At 38.2% G+C, this 16,385-nt stretch carries 17 protein-coding genes; 12 read left to right on the forward strand and 5 right to left on the reverse strand.

Annotation, left to right across the window (positions count from 1 at the left end):
* Window positions 1-132: 132 nt before the first annotated feature.
* Together purH and ABD985_RS07550 are read left to right on the forward strand one after the other, a co-directional pair.
* Window positions 133-1,671, forward strand: coding sequence for a bifunctional phosphoribosylaminoimidazolecarboxamide formyltransferase/IMP cyclohydrolase (gene purH, locus ABD985_RS07545; RefSeq protein WP_345370577.1), 1,539 nt, complete (start codon window positions 133-135; stop codon window positions 1,669-1,671).
* Window positions 1,672-1,828: 157 nt separating this feature from the next.
* Window positions 1,829-2,059: a 4a-hydroxytetrahydrobiopterin dehydratase gene (locus ABD985_RS07550; RefSeq protein WP_345370578.1), complete on the forward strand. Its 231-nt coding sequence runs from the start codon at window positions 1,829-1,831 to the stop codon at window positions 2,057-2,059.
* Between the two features lie 247 nt (window positions 2,060-2,306).
* Here the strand turns inward: ABD985_RS07550 and ABD985_RS07555 are convergent, their stop codons facing one another.
* Entirely contained in the window at window positions 2,307-4,115 is a 1,809-nt protein-coding gene (locus ABD985_RS07555; protein ID WP_345370580.1) for an acyl-CoA dehydrogenase family protein, read from the reverse strand.
* A 313-nt stretch (window positions 4,116-4,428) separates the two neighbouring features.
* The gene (gene rpsP / locus ABD985_RS07560; RefSeq protein ID WP_345370581.1) at window positions 4,429-5,010 is read right to left on the reverse strand and encodes a 30S ribosomal protein S16; all 582 of its coding nucleotides are present in this window, start codon (window positions 5,008-5,010) and stop codon (window positions 4,429-4,431) included.
* 304 nt (window positions 5,011-5,314) lie between these two features.
* On the opposite strand from rpsP, the gene ABD985_RS07565 reads away from it, so the two are divergent.
* The 6 genes from ABD985_RS07565 (at window position 5,315) to gldD (ending at window position 10,528) form a co-directional block, all read left to right on the forward strand.
* Window positions 5,315-5,953, forward strand: coding sequence for a rhomboid family intramembrane serine protease (locus ABD985_RS07565; protein ID WP_345370582.1), 639 nt, complete (start codon window positions 5,315-5,317; stop codon window positions 5,951-5,953).
* 125 nt (window positions 5,954-6,078) lie between these two features.
* A complete protein-coding gene (locus ABD985_RS07570; protein ID WP_345370583.1) occupies window positions 6,079-6,555 on the forward strand; it encodes a DUF2062 domain-containing protein in 477 nt (158 codons plus the stop codon).
* Window positions 6,556-6,561: 6 nt separating this feature from the next.
* A complete protein-coding gene (mutY, locus tag ABD985_RS07575) occupies window positions 6,562-7,650 on the forward strand; it encodes an A/G-specific adenine glycosylase (protein WP_345370585.1) in 1,089 nt (362 codons plus the stop codon).
* 112 nt (window positions 7,651-7,762) lie between these two features.
* On the forward strand, window positions 7,763-8,281 hold the full coding sequence (locus ABD985_RS07580; RefSeq protein WP_345370587.1) for a single-stranded DNA-binding protein: 519 nt from the start codon (window positions 7,763-7,765) through the stop codon (window positions 8,279-8,281).
* Between the two features lie 66 nt (window positions 8,282-8,347).
* Window positions 8,348-9,709 (forward strand): gliding motility-associated protein GldE, encoded by a 1,362-nt coding sequence (gene gldE / locus ABD985_RS07585; RefSeq protein ID WP_345370589.1) that lies wholly within the window; start codon window positions 8,348-8,350, stop codon window positions 9,707-9,709.
* A 222-nt stretch (window positions 9,710-9,931) separates the two neighbouring features.
* Window positions 9,932-10,528: a gliding motility lipoprotein GldD gene (gene gldD, locus ABD985_RS07590; protein WP_345370591.1), complete on the forward strand. Its 597-nt coding sequence runs from the start codon at window positions 9,932-9,934 to the stop codon at window positions 10,526-10,528.
* Window positions 10,529-10,772: 244 nt separating this feature from the next.
* Here the strand turns inward: gldD and ABD985_RS07595 are convergent, their stop codons facing one another.
* Both ABD985_RS07595 and ABD985_RS07600 read right to left on the reverse strand, forming a co-directional pair.
* On the reverse strand, window positions 10,773-11,300 hold the full coding sequence (locus ABD985_RS07595; protein ID WP_345370593.1) for an RNA methyltransferase: 528 nt from the start codon (window positions 11,298-11,300) through the stop codon (window positions 10,773-10,775).
* 81 nt (window positions 11,301-11,381) lie between these two features.
* Window positions 11,382-11,774 (reverse strand): ArsR/SmtB family transcription factor, encoded by a 393-nt coding sequence (locus ABD985_RS07600; protein WP_345370594.1) that lies wholly within the window; start codon window positions 11,772-11,774, stop codon window positions 11,382-11,384.
* Window positions 11,775-11,983: 209 nt separating this feature from the next.
* Between ABD985_RS07600 and hemC the strand changes: the two genes are divergently transcribed.
* The 4 genes from hemC (at window position 11,984) to ABD985_RS07620 (ending at window position 14,644) form a co-directional block, all read left to right on the forward strand.
* Window positions 11,984-12,913, forward strand: a complete 930-nt coding sequence (gene hemC / locus ABD985_RS07605; RefSeq protein WP_345370595.1) for a hydroxymethylbilane synthase — start codon at window positions 11,984-11,986, stop codon at window positions 12,911-12,913.
* 240 nt (window positions 12,914-13,153) lie between these two features.
* The gene (gene nuoB / locus ABD985_RS07610) at window positions 13,154-13,669 is read left to right on the forward strand and encodes an NADH-quinone oxidoreductase subunit NuoB (protein WP_345370596.1); all 516 of its coding nucleotides are present in this window, start codon (window positions 13,154-13,156) and stop codon (window positions 13,667-13,669) included.
* Between the two features lie 34 nt (window positions 13,670-13,703).
* Entirely contained in the window at window positions 13,704-14,198 is a 495-nt protein-coding gene (locus ABD985_RS07615) for an NADH-quinone oxidoreductase subunit C (protein WP_345370598.1), read from the forward strand.
* 140 nt (window positions 14,199-14,338) lie between these two features.
* Window positions 14,339-14,644 (forward strand): ArsR/SmtB family transcription factor, encoded by a 306-nt coding sequence (locus ABD985_RS07620; protein ID WP_345370599.1) that lies wholly within the window; start codon window positions 14,339-14,341, stop codon window positions 14,642-14,644.
* A gap of 87 nt (window positions 14,645-14,731) precedes the next feature.
* Here the strand turns inward: ABD985_RS07620 and ABD985_RS07625 are convergent, their stop codons facing one another.
* Complete coding sequence (locus tag ABD985_RS07625) at window positions 14,732-16,204, reverse strand: BamA/TamA family outer membrane protein (protein WP_345370601.1); 1,473 nt, start codon at window positions 16,202-16,204, stop codon at window positions 14,732-14,734.
* Window positions 16,205-16,385 lie beyond the last annotated feature (181 nt).

Genomic DNA, 16,385 nt, shown 5'->3' on the forward strand with positions numbered 1-16,385 from the left:
GAGTTGAGTTCCCTGTGCAACCTTACAAGTGTAACATTATTCAATATTTTTTAATATTCTCTTATAAATCACTTCAAAAATACATAAACTCTCATTAGTTTCGCAGCACGTTTTCCAAACCACTTGCGAACAATGAAAAAAATAAAATCAGCGCTAATCTCTGTATTTTACAAGGACAATCTAGAACCGATTGTTAAACTTCTTCACCAACATGGTGTTACAATTTATTCTACTGGAGGTACACAGTCTTTTATCGAAGAACAAGGTGTACCAGTAGTCGCAGTAGAGGATTTGACTTCTTACCCTTCCATCCTTGGTGGTCGAGTAAAAACTTTACACCCTAAGGTGTTTGGCGGTATCTTGAATCGTAGAGATAACGAGACCGATCAGCAACAAATTTCAGAATTTGAAATTCCTGAGATTGACTTGGTGATTGTGGACTTGTATCCATTTGAGGAGACTGTTGCTTCTGATGCAGAACACCAAGCTATTATCGAGAAGATTGATATTGGAGGTATTTCTTTGATCAGAGCAGCCGCTAAGAATTACAAAGATGTAACGATCGTTTCTTCCAGAGAGCAATATGCTGATTTGGAAAGAATCCTTCGTGAGAAAGAAGGTTGTACTGAGTTGGCCGACAGAAAATTGTTTGCGGCAAAAGCATTTGATATCTCATCTCACTACGATACAGCTATCTTCAACTACTTCAATGAAACATTGGAGGAGGAAGAGCATATCGTTAATCACAAAGAGAGTATCCGTGAGTCTAAGACATTGCGTTATGGTGAAAACCCTCACCAGAAAGGAATGTTCTTCGGTGACTTGACTGAGCTATTTGATCAGCTTCATGGAAAAGAATTGTCATATAACAACTTGGTGGATGTTGATGCTGCGGTAGCATTGATTGATGAGTTCCCTGTTGTAGAATCTCCGGCATTTGCAATTCTAAAACATACAAATGCATGTGGTGTGGCTACAGGTACTTCATGTAAAGAGGCATATACTACAGCATTGGCTTGTGATCCAGTTTCTGCTTTTGGTGGTGTATTGGTGACTAACACAAAGGTAGATCTTGCTGCAGCAGAAGAAATTCATAAGTTATTCTGTGAAGTATTGATCGCTCCTGATTTCGATGCAGATGCATTGGAGTTATTGAAAGGAAAGAAAAACAGAATCTTGTTGAAGCGTAAAGACATTACTTTACCAAAGTACTTGCACAAGACATTATTGAACGGTGTTGTTGCTCAGGAGAAAGATCTAGTAACAGAAACTGTTGAAGATCTTAAGACTGTGACTAAGGTAGCACCTACAGAGGAGCAAGTAAGCGCATTGCTTTTTGCGAACAAGATCGTGAAACATACTAAATCCAATGCGATTGTATTGGCTAAGGATGGACAACTGTTTGCAAGCGGTGTAGGACAGACATCTAGAGTTGATGCATTGAAGCAGGCGATCGAAAAAGCAAAATCATTTGGTTTTGATTTGTCGGGTGCTGTGATGGCTTCTGATGCTTTCTTCCCATTCCCTGATTGTGTAGAGCTAGCAGATAATGAAGGAATCAAAGCAGTAATCCAACCAGGAGGATCTGTAAAGGATGAGCTTTCAATTGAGTATTGTGATAATAACGAGGTGGCGATGGTATTTACAGGTATCCGTCATTTCAAACACTAATAATATAGATAAGTTGCTGGAAAGCTTGCTTTCCAAGCTCTTATTCAACTCCCATGCTTTTTGGCGTGGGAGTTTTTTTTTACCTTGAATTTAGAGGGATAGTAAAAAGCAGATTCTCTCACTCAACATATTGCATACTTCAATAACCATTAAAAACATGTGGAAAGAGGAAAATAATCAACTGAAACGAACTTTCGAGTTTAAGGATTTTTCAGAGGCTTTTGCCTTTATGAGTAGAGTTGCTTTACTGGCAGAAGTACATGGACACCATCCTAATTGGTCTAACGTGTGGAATAAGGTAGACATAGCACTTTGTACCCATGATGCCGGTGATGTGGTGACAGAAAAAGATCACAAACTAGCAGAAGCAATTGATAAGTTACTATAGGTTGAATAAATACCCGACAGTTGAGGCGGCTTGCGCCGCTGGTTGAGTGGCACTTCGTGCCGTTGAGTAGTCCTTCGGACTGTTGAGGAAGAGTAGTACTGTAAAATCTCAACGTGCGAAGCACATCTCAACGGTACGAAGTGCCACTCAACCAGCGGCGCAAGCCGCCTCAACAAAAAAGCCTTACTGAAACAGTAAGGCTTTTTCCATTATGTAACCAAGTATTTGTAAATCGTTTTACAAAATCTTATAAGAAGAAGAATGGATAACCATCTTTCTCGATTGCTAGAGATGCAACCAATCTTCTTTTCTCAATGACATTCACAGGCTCATACTTTGTGAAACGTTTCAAGCCCATCATCATCACCTTCATTTCATCACCTTTAGCGATCGTAGGGATCGTATTTCTACCTGCTGTAGCAATTTTCTCCGCAGCATCACGGATATAAACTTCTACGGCAGCGATTTGTCCTTTACAAGCCTCCTCTCCTTTCTGAGCAACCAATTTCTCAGTTCTAAGCATTGCAGATTCTGCAGCGTAGATTTCGATCAACATATCCGCTACGTTCATCAACACTTCTTGTTGGTTGTTGATGTCTGCTTCAAAAGTTTGAACCGCTTTACCAGCAACCATTAGCGCTGCTTTTTTCAGACGCTTCAATAAGTCTTTCTCAACATTGAATAGCACTGAAGCATCAATAGTCTCGAAAGAAGGAATTGCAGTAAGTTCTTTAGCAACATCCATTGCAGGACCCATTACATCCAATTCACCTTTCATTGCTCTTTTGATCACCATACCTACCAAAAGCATACGGTTGATCTCATTGGTACCTTCGTAGATTCTTGCAATACGAGCATCTCTGTAAGCTCTTTCCATTGGTGCGTCAGCAGAGAATCCCATACCTCCATAAACCTGTACACCTTCGTCTACTACGTAGTCCAACACTTCCGATCCGTGTACTTTAAGAATAGCACATTCGATGGCAAACTGCTCGATACCTTTCAGTTTCGCTTTGCCCTCTTCCATACCTCCAGCAATTAGCTCTTCGATCTTGTCATCGATGTTTTGTCCAGCACGGTAACAAGCTGATTCTGTTACGTATGTTTTAATAGACATTTCAGCTAGTTTATGCTGAATAGCACCGAAATTAGCGATTGGTGTTTTGAATTGCTTTCTTTCTTTTGCGTAAGTAGTGCCATACTCTAACACTTTACGGCAACCATCCAATACACCAGCTCCCAGTTTTGCACGGCCAATATTCAGGATGTTTACAGCGATCTTAAAGCCATTTTCTCTTTCAGAAAGCATGTTCTCTACAGGAACCTTGCAGTCATTGAAGAATACCTGACGTGTAGAAGATCCCTTGATACCCATCTTGTGCTCCTCCTCTCCTAGCGAAATACCGCCGAAGTCTTTTTCTACAATAAATGCAGAAAGGTTTTTGTCATCATCAATTTTTGCAAATACGATGAAGATATCAGCAAAACCAGCGTTAGAGATCCACATTTTCTGACCGTTGATCAGGTAATGCTTTCCGTCTTCTGTCAATGTTGCTTTTGTTTTTCCCGAGTTTGCATCAGATCCTGCATCAGGCTCAGTCAAACAGTAACATCCCACATACTCTCCTGTTGCTAGCTTAGGGATATATTTATTTTTTTGCTCCTCGTTACCGTAGTAAAGGATTGGAAGAGTACCAATACCTGTATGTGCTCCATAAGTAGTAGATAGAGAGCCTGCACCTCCAAAGATATCGGCAATCAACATAGAGGTGTTGAAGTCCATGCCTAAACCTCCTAACTCTTCAGGTACTGAAATACCTAATAATCCTAGTTCACCTGCCTCATTGAAAATTTTCTGAACCAACTCCCAGTCATGTGCATCAATTTTCTCGGCATTTGGGATAATTTCTTTAGCAATAAAGTCCCTAGTAGACTCTGCCATCATTTTCTGCTCCTCTGAAAATTCTTCAGGGATAAATACTTCTTGAGGTTGCGATTCACGGATAATAAATTCGCCACCTTTGATAGCTTGTTTTGTATCAGCTAAGGTGTTCATATTTTTGGTGTTTATTTTGTGTTGTTATTGTTTTGATTCAGTGCATGTCTACCGTCATGGTGTAAGTTAAGGTAGTTGATTTGACGGTTAATTTGTTATGCATGCATACATTTACAAATATATAATAATATATTATGCATGCATAATAAAATGCAGAAAAAAAATAAGGTGAATGTTAGGTTATAAGGAATAAAAGATAAAAAAAGCCCCTGATCGCATGATCAGGGGCTTTATATGATTTGAGTTCAAGAAGTTCTAAAACTTAGTTTACGGGGTACCAGAAAAGGCTGGTACCTTCATGCTTGAAGTTTTATTATTCGGCAGCTTTGTCTTCGCCTTCTTCTGCCGCAGGCTCTTCAGTAGCCTCTTCTCCTGCTTCAGCAGCAGCTTCTTCTGCAGCTTTCGCCTCAGCAGCAGCCTTTGCAGCAGCTTCTGCTTCTTCTTTAGCTTTTGCTTCTGCCTCAGCAGCTTCTTTTCTTAGAGAAGCACCTTTCTCTTGATCCGCTTGGATAGCGTCAAGTTTCGCTTGCTTCACTGCTTCTTGAGCTGCTTCGTTCTCAGAGTTTCTGTTAGCCATCCACTCAGTGAAGATTGCATCTGCTTCCTCTTGAGTTTTAGCTCCTTTCAATACACCTACTTGAAGGTGTTTCTTGTACATAGCACCAGCTTTTGACAATACAGTTCTAGCAGTGTCAGTAGGCTGCGCACCATTCAACAACCATTGAGTTGCAGCCTCAACATCGATATTGATGATTGGAGGATGAACGTTAGGGTTGAAAGTACCTAGCTTCTCGATAAAACGACCATCACGTGGTGACTTTGAGTTAGCTACTACTACGTTGTAGATAGGCTTTCTTTTTCTACCTCTACGGGCAAGTCTGATTTTTACAGCCATTGTTCTGTTGTTTTAAGGATCTCGTCCTTAGTTATAAAATAATTTGAACATCTACGGGATCGCTGTCCCGAAATTGCACGCAAATATAATAGATTCTTATAAGATTCCCTATACCAGATTGTTAGAATATGTAAAGAAAATAATAAGCAGCTGTATTTTGCTATGTTAGTGTAGGTAAAATATGCTTAACGCAGACCTCTTAGATCTTTTCCTTTTGACTTTTTACATTTTATCTCTCAGCTCTTATCACTTCTTTTTATCTTGTGACTTGAACAATCAATGATCTACAGATATATTATAAGCTATGGAGATTTCAGCGAATTTATTATTGATGGGAATAATAGCCATCGTGAGTTTTATGGCCTGGAACAAACCAGGATTGCAAGAGAAATTATTGATGGACCCTTATAGGGTACAGCAGCATAAAGAGTATACCCGTTTTGTAACCTCAGGTTTTGTGCATGGAGATATGCTGCATCTCTTTTTTAATTTGTTCACCATGTATTTTTTTGGGAACGTTGTAGAGATGCGTTTTATTTCTATTATGGATTATAATGTGCTGTTGGGGCAAGGGTTATTTGTAGCTTTCTTTCTTTTAGGTGTGATCATCTCAGATTTGCCTACTTATGCTAAGTATAAAAACGCACCTATGTATCGTTCTTTGGGAGCTTCGGGAGGTGTGGCTGCATTAGTATTTGCCAGTATTCTGTATGCACCTTTAAGAGACATTTGCTTATATGGTATCTTATGTCTTCCTGGCTTTATTTTGGGTACATTGTATTTGATTTATTCTTATTATTCAGATAAACAAGGTAAAGGGCGCATTAACCATTCAGCTCACCTTTATGGCGCTTTGTTTGGAATAGCTTTTATACTTTTTCTGGAGCCAACAGTCGCTTTGCAGTTTGTACAGCAAATTTCTAATTGGAAAGGACTTTTTTAAGAGAGAATGAAGAAGGAGTTAGATTGTTAATCTCTTCTGATTGAAATCAGTAAACAAATCAAACTTGATTCGACGCACCATGTAATGGAACGAGACTCAGTTCAACAATTCAACGATTATTAAACTTGGAAGAGCAATCATCAGAGAAAAAACCATCTTTCTGGGAACGTAAAGTTACACAACCATTAATAGGGTTGTTACGTCAAGGTATAAGTCCTCACACTTTGGCCTTATCCCTTTCTGTAGGGGCGGCTTTTGGAGTCTTTCCCATTATTGGGACATCAACAGTACTTTGTGTAGTGATGGCTTATTTTATGCGTCTCAATCAAGTAGCGATACAGCTATCCAATTATTTGGTATATCCTGTACAGTTGCTATTGATTATTCCTTTTTTTCAGGCAGGAATTTTTTTGCTGGGAGGTACAGATTTTGCATATACTCCAGAAGAAATGCTTACACTACTATCGGATGATTTGTGGGGTAGTCTGTTTTTGGTTTGGGAGGTATTGTTAGGAGCTATGTTTGCCTGGGGAGTTATTATGCTGCCTTTATGTATATTTTTGTATTGGGGGTGTAGGTATTTATTGAAGCGGATTGTATAAGAAACTATGAAGATACAGGAGACAGGGTTTGCACGTGAATTGATAACGTGGTACCGAGCACATAAACGGGATTTACCTTGGAGGGAGACTAAGGATCCCTATAAGATATGGCTATCGGAAATTATACTACAACAAACCAGGGTACAGCAAGGGTTACCTTATTATCAGAACTTTGTGAGTACCTACCCTACCGTATTTGATTTGGCAAATGCAGCCGAAGAGGAAGTTTTGCGTCTGTGGCAAGGGCTGGGGTATTATTCCAGAGCTAGAAATCTACATGCAACGGCCAAGTATATTGCCGAAGAACTGAATGGTACGTTTCCAACGTCCTATAAAGAACTTTTAAAATTGAAAGGTGTTGGAAAGTATACAGCTGCTGCAATAGCTTCTTTTGCATATCAGGAGGCAGTAGCATCTGTGGATGGCAATGTCTATAGGGTCTTGTCGCGTGTATTTGGAGTATCAGAGGACATTGCTTCTGGAAGAGGACAACGATATTTTCAGGAATTAGCCAATGAACTGATTCCGCATGATCTTCCGGATTTATTTAATCAAGCATTGATGGAATTCGGAGCAATGCATTGTACCCCAAAAAAGCCAGCTTGTACGACATGTCCTTTTGTAACCGTTTGTGAGGCTTATCAACATGAAATGGTTGATAAGCTTCCCGTAAAGACAAAAAAAGTAAAAACAAGGCGCAGAGTTTTTAATTATTTTGTTTTTAAAGGTGAGGGTACTGTTTTGATGCAGCAGAGAACAGGAAAAGATATATGGCAGGGACTGTTTGAGTTTTTCCTTATTGAGGATGAAAAATTCATTACTTTTGCGGAATTGCTTTCAGCGTATGATAAGGGGAAGGAAATCCGTTCAGTAATGGAAGAAACTCCAGCAGTGATTAGCTATTCAAAAGCATACAAACATATTCTTTCTCACCAAAAGCTGGAGGTACAATTTGTTTTGGTAGAAGTTTCTGAAAAAAAATTCCTAAAAAGTTTGCTCACTACCCTGGGCCTAAGGAATTTAACCATTGAAGAGGTACAGGACGTCCCAAAACCAATTCTTATTGAAAACTATTTGGATGATTACGTTTATTGAGATACTTGTTATTTTTTTTTACGTTCATTAGATTAGAAATAATGAAGAAAAAAAAGGATATTTCTGGGTATCTCCTTTAACATATTCAACCATCAAGAAATTATAAAATATTATGGCAAACGGAGTAAATAAAGTAATCCTGATTGGAAACCTAGGAAAAGACCCAGAGGTAAGAACCTTGGATACAGGCGTAAAGGTAGCCACCTTTACGATGGCAACTACAGAAAACTACACTGACCGCGAGGGACAACGACAGTCACAAACGGAATGGCACAATATTGTGTTATGGAGAGGATTGGCATCTGTAGCGGAACAATACCTTAGAAAAGGAAGTAAGGTATATATTGAAGGAAAACTTACTACCCGCTCTTATGAAAAAGATGGAGTAACACGTTATATCACTGAGATAGTGGCTCGTGATATGAATATGCTGGATAGCAGAAGTGATGCAGCATCAGGAGGAAATACTGATTTTATGAGTGGAGCTTCAGCTCCGGCAGCATCATCGGCAGCAAATACGAGTACTCCGGCGACAAAGCCTGTACCTCCAGCTTCCTCTACTGTAGAGAATAAACAAACGGTATCCGTAGATGCTTCTGAAGATGAGGCAGATGACGATCTACCGTTCTAATTAATAATTTGGAACCAGAAAGTTAGCCCTTTCTGGTTCTTATGTTGAATCAAATTTCACAAAACCTTGGCTGAAACAATTGATGGTGATCCGAGTCAACAGTGGATCTTGTTGACTTCTTTAATGGCTGAATTGCCATACACAACCATACTGATGACACTCGTTCTGTTATTGTTTTCTGGGATTATCTCTGGATCAGAGGTAGCCTACTTTTCATTAACAGCAGAGCAAATCAAGACTTTTAAAAATAGCGAAGATCCTACAGAGCTAAAGGTGTTTCATTTGCTTGAAAAACCTAAGAAACTTTTAGCGACTGTACTTATCTTGAACAATCTGGTCAATGTAGGGATTGTCACACTTTCTACTTATGCCTCCTGGAAAATGGCGGCTTCCATGAATATGGAGAAAGACGACCCTATTTTATTTTTTATTCTGACTGTGGTAGTCACAGCAGCCGTAGTATTTTTTGGAGAGATCGTTCCTAAGGTATATGCTTCTCATCGCAATCTATCATTTGCTAAACAAGTGTCCGGCCTGCTTTCATTTTCTGTTTCTTTCTTATCGCCTTTTGCTTTTGCGTTAACGCACATGGGAGATTTCGTAGAGAAACGTTTAAAGAAGAAAGGAATAGAGGTATCAGTTAATGAACTGAATGATGCCGTAGAGATTGTTACGGCAGCCGAAGAGACCATTAATGCTGAAGATATCCTTAAAGGGATTGTCAACTTTGGTTCTACGACTGTAAGACAAATTATGCAGTCCCGTATGGATATAGAAGCTGTAGATACTTCTATGGACTTTCATCAGGTGATGGATCGTATCAACAAAAGTGGTTTTTCGAGAATCCCTGTCTACACAGAATCGATTGATAATATTGTCGGTATTCTTTATATCAAGGACCTGTTACCTCATATTGAAGAACAGGAGACTTTTCAGTGGCAAGATAAGGTACGTGAAGACACGTTCTTTGTTCCTGAAAATAAGAAGATCGATGAATTGTTAAGAGACTTTCAGAATAAGCGCGTACATATAGCTATTATTGTGGATGAGTATGGAGGGACTACAGGATTGATTACACTGGAAGATATTATTGAAGAAATTGTAGGAGAAATTAATGATGAGTTTGATATCAAAGAGGAACTAGGTTATAAACAACTGAATGAACATACGTTTATCTTTGATGGAAAAACATCCTTAAATGATTTTTGTAAGATCACAGAAGCTAATCCGGCATTGATTGATCAATTAAGTGGTGAAAGTGAGTCCTTGGGAGGCTTGTTATTAGAGCTTTTTCGTAAAATGCCTAATGCTAACGAACAAGTTACCTTAGAGGGAATGCTCTTTAAAGTGAAGGCAGTAGATAGAAAAAGGATTAAGCGTGTAGAAGTTGTATTTGATTGGAATACAGTGGACGGAGATCGTGCTTAATCATACGATATAAATTACTCGTTTTTTCATTTGAATTACAGCATAGAGGTTATCTCATAACTGTTAGGTGAAATTTTCAAGCGGATAAAAGGGAAAGGATGTAGGATTATAATATAGCAGTATTTCTTCTTCATCCTTTTTCTTTCAACTTGGCAAAGTATATTTTGAAGGATTTTCACTTTTCACAGAACGATGGGAAACCTCTATGCTTTTTTATAGACTATGAGAAATATATTGCTTGTTATTAGTATTGCTTTGCTCATTGGAGCTTGTCAAAAAAATGAAGATCCTTTTTTTCCTAAAGAGAGAGGTTATCCAAGAGTCGAACTTCCTCAAGCCTCTTATCAGAAATTAGAGGAAACTAGAGAATTTACTGATTACCCTTACACCTTTAAGTATTCGCAGTACGCTCAAGCAAAACCTGATACAGGGCAATATACAGAGCCTTATTGGATGGAGCTATACTACCCAGACTGGGAAGCTACCATTGACATATCCTATAAGCCTATTCCTAATTTTGATTCTTTAGTATCCTTCTCAAACACTTCTAATGTACTTACCTATAAACATCAGGTCAGAGCCGAAGGAATACAAGAATATCGCTTAAAGACAAAGAGTGGGAATATAGGTATGATGTTTATTTTGGAGGGAGAAGTTCCTAGCCCTTTTCAATTTTATGTGACAGATTCTGCCAATCACTTTTTTAGAGCAGCACTATACTTTCCTTTTACGGTAGAGGGAGATTCGCTCAAGCCTGTGGTTGAGTTTATCAAACAGGATATGATGGAGATGATGAATACCGTAGAGTGGCAGAGATAAGTATTTTGGAACATGAGTATGACTTAGTTTCCTGAGAATTCATCACTTTACAGCTACCTCACAAGCCCTTTATGAGCTTCTTCATTTTTTCCTTGATGAAAAAACGAAGCAAAAAAATCAAGGCCGTTTTTAAAAATATAAAGGCACTTTTTAAACAAAAAAACATGAATCACCCCTTAAATGTTAATATGGGATGACTCATGTTTTTCTTTCATCATATTTTATGGAGTGGTTGTGATAAATATTACAAGACCCCTTGTAGATACTGCCACAATACAATACCAATAGTCACAGAAATATTTAGGGAATGCTTTGTCCCAAATTGTGGAATTTCGAGTGCCATATCCACAGCTTCAATAACCTGATCATCTACGCCAAATGCCTCGTTACCAAATACGAGGGCAATTTTCTCCTCCTTGTCACATTGAAAGTCCTGTAGCATAGTGCTTCCAGATGTTTGCTCCACTGCTATTAATTTATATCCTTCTTTTTTAAGTTCCTCTAAGGCTTCCAATGTCGAAGGATAATGTTTCCACTCTACTGTCTCTTGTGCTCCAAGTGCCGTTTTTTGAATATCTCGATGTGGAGGTGTTCCTGTGATACCACACAGATATAATTTGTCAACCATAAAGGCATCAGCAGTCCTAAATGCTGATCCTACATTGTTAAGACTTCTGATGTTATCCAAGACAATAACGACAGGGTGCTTACTTTTCTCTTTAAACTCTTCTGGACTGATACGGTTGAGTTCTTCAGTGGTTAGCTTCTTCATAGATGATAAATATAAATATATGTAGTTATATTTTTCTGTAAATCAGAAAGTTGTATTTTTGTGTTAATAATGGAACTAATCTTAAATATAGTCTTTACGCCACTTTCTCGCTTCAATTTTATTGATGGCAAGTTCTCTGTTGCTGTAAAGTGTTTCGTAGGTTTCTTGATCACTCAATAGTTGTAGGTCGCGTTCCATATATTTGTAGATGGTTTCTACAAAGCCCAATAATTCTTCCTTAATAGAGTAAAATGTCCATTGATCTACTTTTTTAGAGGATACCAATCCTGAGTTTTTTAGGTAGATAAGATGTCTGGAGGTTTTGGTTTGTGTAAAATCCAGCACGAGCTCAATATCGGAAATACACATTTCCTGATTTTTATACAGCAAGTGCATGATCCGTGATCTGGGTTCTTCACTAAATGCCTTCATGATTTGGGTTCCTATTGTTAAGTTAAAATGCTTTAGTTTCATTTTTCGTTTTCTTTATATTGACAATACGGATAAGCAAATATAACATCCTTGAAAAATCATAACAATATACTTGCTTATTCGACTATAAATATATTTAAATGATGGTTGTAAACCTTTCGCTGAATTGAGATATTTGTTATCAATTGATTACTTATGTAAGTTACTGGGATATACTCAGCAAATATTTATAGTCTAAATCACAGAAAGTCTTGGATAAAACGATACGAATCGCCACAAGAGGAAGCAAATTGGCGCTGTGGCAAGCAGATTACGTGGCGGAGCTACTGGAAGCACATGGTTTGAAAACCGAACAGGTTATCATAGAGACCAAAGGAGACAAAATCCTGAACAAGGCTTTATCAAAAATTGGTAGTAAAGGCGTATTTACAGAAGAACTAGAGGAACAGTTACGTAAGGGAGAGGTGGATATTGCTGTACATAGTGCAAAGGATATGCAGGCTTCCTTGGGAGATGAATTTAAACTGATTGCCTTTACAGAAAGAGAAACTGTTAATGATGTGGTCGTTAGTACCAACCCCGACCTTAAGATAGATAAGGAAACCTCTTTAGTATTGGCGACTTCTTCGGTGAGAAGAGTGGCTATGCTCAAGCATTATTATCCTAATATTAAAACAGTAGATGTTCGAGGAAACCTTCAGACACGCATGGCTAAGTTAGAGGCTGGCCTAGGTGATGGATTGGTTTTGGCTTATGCAGGGGTGCATCGTATGGAGTATGATGATAAAATTGTACATCATTTTCCTTTAGATGAATTTACTCCAGCTGCTGGACAAGGGTCTGTAGCGATTGAGGCGAGCGTCAATATGGATGCCGAGGTTGAAAAGGTTATTCGTAAAGCCTTGAATCACGGTCCAACAGAATATCGTTTACTCGCGGAGAGAGGTTTCTTGAAGGAATTGCAAGGAGGATGTAGTATTCCTGCATTTGCTTTAGCAAATCTAGATGGAGATGAGATTACCATAACAGGTGGATTGACAGCATTGGATGGTAGTAGAGTAATCCGTTATGAGCAGAAAGGCTCAAAGGAACAAGCAGAGGAGTTAGGAAGAACTGTGGCTAAAATGGTACTGGAAGACGGAGGAAAAGAAATGCTAGAGGAAATAAAGGGAAACCTTTAAATCACTTAGTCGTTTCATAATAAAACTTATTCATATAATGAGATATATCTCATAACTGATATCATTCTCCAAAAGGATAAAGGAGGAAGGATAAAGGAAAAATACTTATGTATAAGGTATTCATTTCTTTATCCTTTCTCCTTAAACATATACAAATAGTATATGCTTGAATGATCATTATTTTTAATGAAGTCATGAGATAGTCTTTTTGTTTTTAACATTATTCTAACAAGTAGCAAAATGGGAGGGTTACTGGATCAAAAGTTCAGCCACGGAGGCATGGTGGTAACAACCGTTGATGATTTGATTAACTGGGCAAGATTGTCCTCCTTATGGCCTATGGGATTTGGTTTGGCATGCTGTGCCATTGAGATGATGGGTAGTATGGCAACAGGATATGACCTTGACCGTATAGGAGTATTTCCAAGGGCATCTCCGAGACAGTCTGATGTGATCATTATCTCAGGAACAGTAACCTTCAAAATGGCAGACCGTGTGCGTCGTTTGTATGAGCAGATGTCAGAGCCTCGTTATGTGATTTCCATGGGAAGTTGCTCTAACTGTGGAGGGCCATATTGGGAGCATGGGTACCATGTGGTAAAAGGTGTAGATCGTATTATTCCAGTAGATGTTTATGTTCCAGGGTGTCCTCCTCGTCCAGAGGCATTAATAGGAGGAATTATTAAATTACAGGAAAAAATTAAAGGAGAAACCCTTATGGCTCCAAAGGCGGTAGAGGCTTTACTGGATGTATAGTACTATAATAAGTAGTGATTTTTAGCATTAAGCAATGACAACCATAGAAATACAAAATATTATACAGCAAGAGCTTTCTGTAGAAACGGTCGTGGAAGAGGGAATACAATCGGCACTTCTCGTTCCCAAAGATCACTTATTGTCTGTAGCACGATTGTTACACGAACATGAGCAACTTTATTTTGATATGCTTTCTTGTGTGACAGGAATTGATAATGGTCCTGACAAAGAAAGTATGGAGGTCTTGTACGAGCTATATTCTATACCTTATGGAATAAGTTTAAGGTTAAAGGTAATGTTGGATAGACCTCAGGAAGGATTAGCTGAAGTGCCATCCCTTACTGGAATCTGGAAAGCTGCTAATTGGTTGGAGAGAGAAACGTATGACCTTCTTGGAATTAATTTTGAAGGACATCCTGATATGCGTCGTATCCTTTTGCCGGCCGACTGGGAAGGTTATCCCCTAAGAAAAGATTATGAGGTGCAGGAGTACTATCATGGAGTTAAAGTAAAATACGAAACAGAATAATGAAAGAAGTATTATTCATGTATTTTAATATATATGAATATATGTTCTTTTATTGAAATGTTTTTGTGCAAAATTACGTTATTCGTAATGTAGTTCTACCCAACAGAAGTTCCCCAAAGGAATTATTAAAATAAAGCAAGATGGAAAATATGGTATTGGAGTCAGAGAAAATAGAAAAGGCAGCGTTTATTCTTAAAACAATTGCTCACCCTATGCGCTTGAGAATTATAGAGATTTTGGGAGCTCATGAGAAAATGTCTGTAGGAGAAATATGCTCTATATTGGATTGTGAGCAATCATTGACATCCCACCATTTATCAAATATGCGTCTAAAGGGTATCTTATCTTCCAAAAGAGAAGGAAAGAATATTTTTTATTCTTTGAAGGAAAAAGATGTAACAAAAATATTGAGCTGTCTGGAAAACTGTCAGTGCAATATGGGATAAGAAAGGTATTGAGCTTTCTTATCCTTTCTTTCTGTATGACCTGTAAGGAATAGTCTTGTTAGCCTTCTCTTGTTTTTTGATCGGGCATTAGATAGAAGAAGCAATAGAAATATAGAACCTTCCTATCTGGTCATGTTTATTGAAGGAGTAATTGAGTTTTAGTGAACTATTGTAAAAAGTGATCACATCTATTCCAGCTCCCCACCCAATCAGAAGATCATTGGTGAGACGTTGATTTTGTTCCTCCACTACGGAAGAATGTATGTACCCCATATCTCCGAATCCCTTGATATATATCCCTAAAGGAATTTTACTGAAATACTTCGTATTGGCTAGCTCGAATTCCCGATCGAGTAAACGAAACCTCACCGTATTTTTCATAATTCCTAAATGCTGTCCTTCGACTACATAATTGTCATATCCTCTAATAGTTTTTGTTCCATAGCCCAAGGCTCTGGAGAGTGCATAAGGTTGTAAGGCTGGATAAGAGAGCATTCCTACCATACCGATTTCGTGAAAAAAACCTTTTCCTATTGGTGTATATTTGAAATAGTCAGCACTAATCATAAAGCTATTTAGATCGTCAAAAATGCCAAGACCATATTTGATGAAGTTACCTCTCAAATAATAGCCATCTAAAGGATAAGCTCTGATATCTCTCATATCCTTAACATAAGTATAATAGAGACTGAAATATTGTTGGTCGTGTCTTCCCCCCAAAAGATATTCAGGGTTTAATGTAACCACTGTATCAGCGATTTGGGTATAGTAAAATCCCCCACCTATGCCATGATAATCGTAAAATCCAATGCGCTTGCCCATAGAGGTACTAAAGGCAAATTTTTTAGCAACGATTTCATCCTCTAGATTAACTTCAACAAATTTATTATTGACAGATCCATAAGCTAAGTTTTTAGTATCAGAGTAGCTGACTGCAAAGCTTAAACTGGTTTTCTGTTGCTTATCAACAAAAGGGATATTGTATTTGAGGGAAACCAATGTGGAAAAACCTCCTCTAATTAATAAGTCCAAGGTTTCTTTGACTCCCCTAAAGTTGTCTCTCTTGAAGTGAATACCATACCGCACACGACTGAAGTCTGCTCCACGGTTATTAATCCATTCTGATAAACTGCGATCGGCTAATTCAAAAATAGGGATAGGCCAGGTATACCATCGTTCTTTCATTGTGATAGTAATGATGATATAGGTGGATTTTTCGATACTGTAAGTGATATTAACTGTCTCGAATAGATTAGTGTTGATAAGCTTATTTTTTTCTGAACTAAAGACTTCTTCCAATTGAGACAAGGATAGACTATCTCCTGCCTTGATATCTAACTCCCTCGTGATGATACGTTCTTTAGTTATTTTATTCCCTTCCAGGATAATGTCTTGAATAATGACATAGTTGGCACTGTCTATATCGCTTTCGGAAATATAGTTCTCATAAATGGTCGAGTCATTCTGAGCATAAGCATTTGTTGAGAATAGACCTAAACATAGCCCTATCCATAACAAATGGTATATATGTTTATTGATAATCGCGTGCTTCAATGCCAACGTATTTAGTAGCGTTATAAAAAAATATCGGGTTGGGGGAGGTCATGTGTTGTGTTGTCTCAAATCTGCTTATGAGAGATGCTTTAGTAAGACGAAAATTTTTCGCCCAAAAGAATGATACTGATTGTAGTCGAATGGTTTCCTCTTATCCCGATGAATTACAAGTATGACAAGATATTTT

This window comes from Algivirga pacifica, from assembly GCF_039543525.1.
GTDB lineage: Bacteria > Bacteroidota > Bacteroidia > Cytophagales > Flammeovirgaceae > Algivirga > Algivirga pacifica.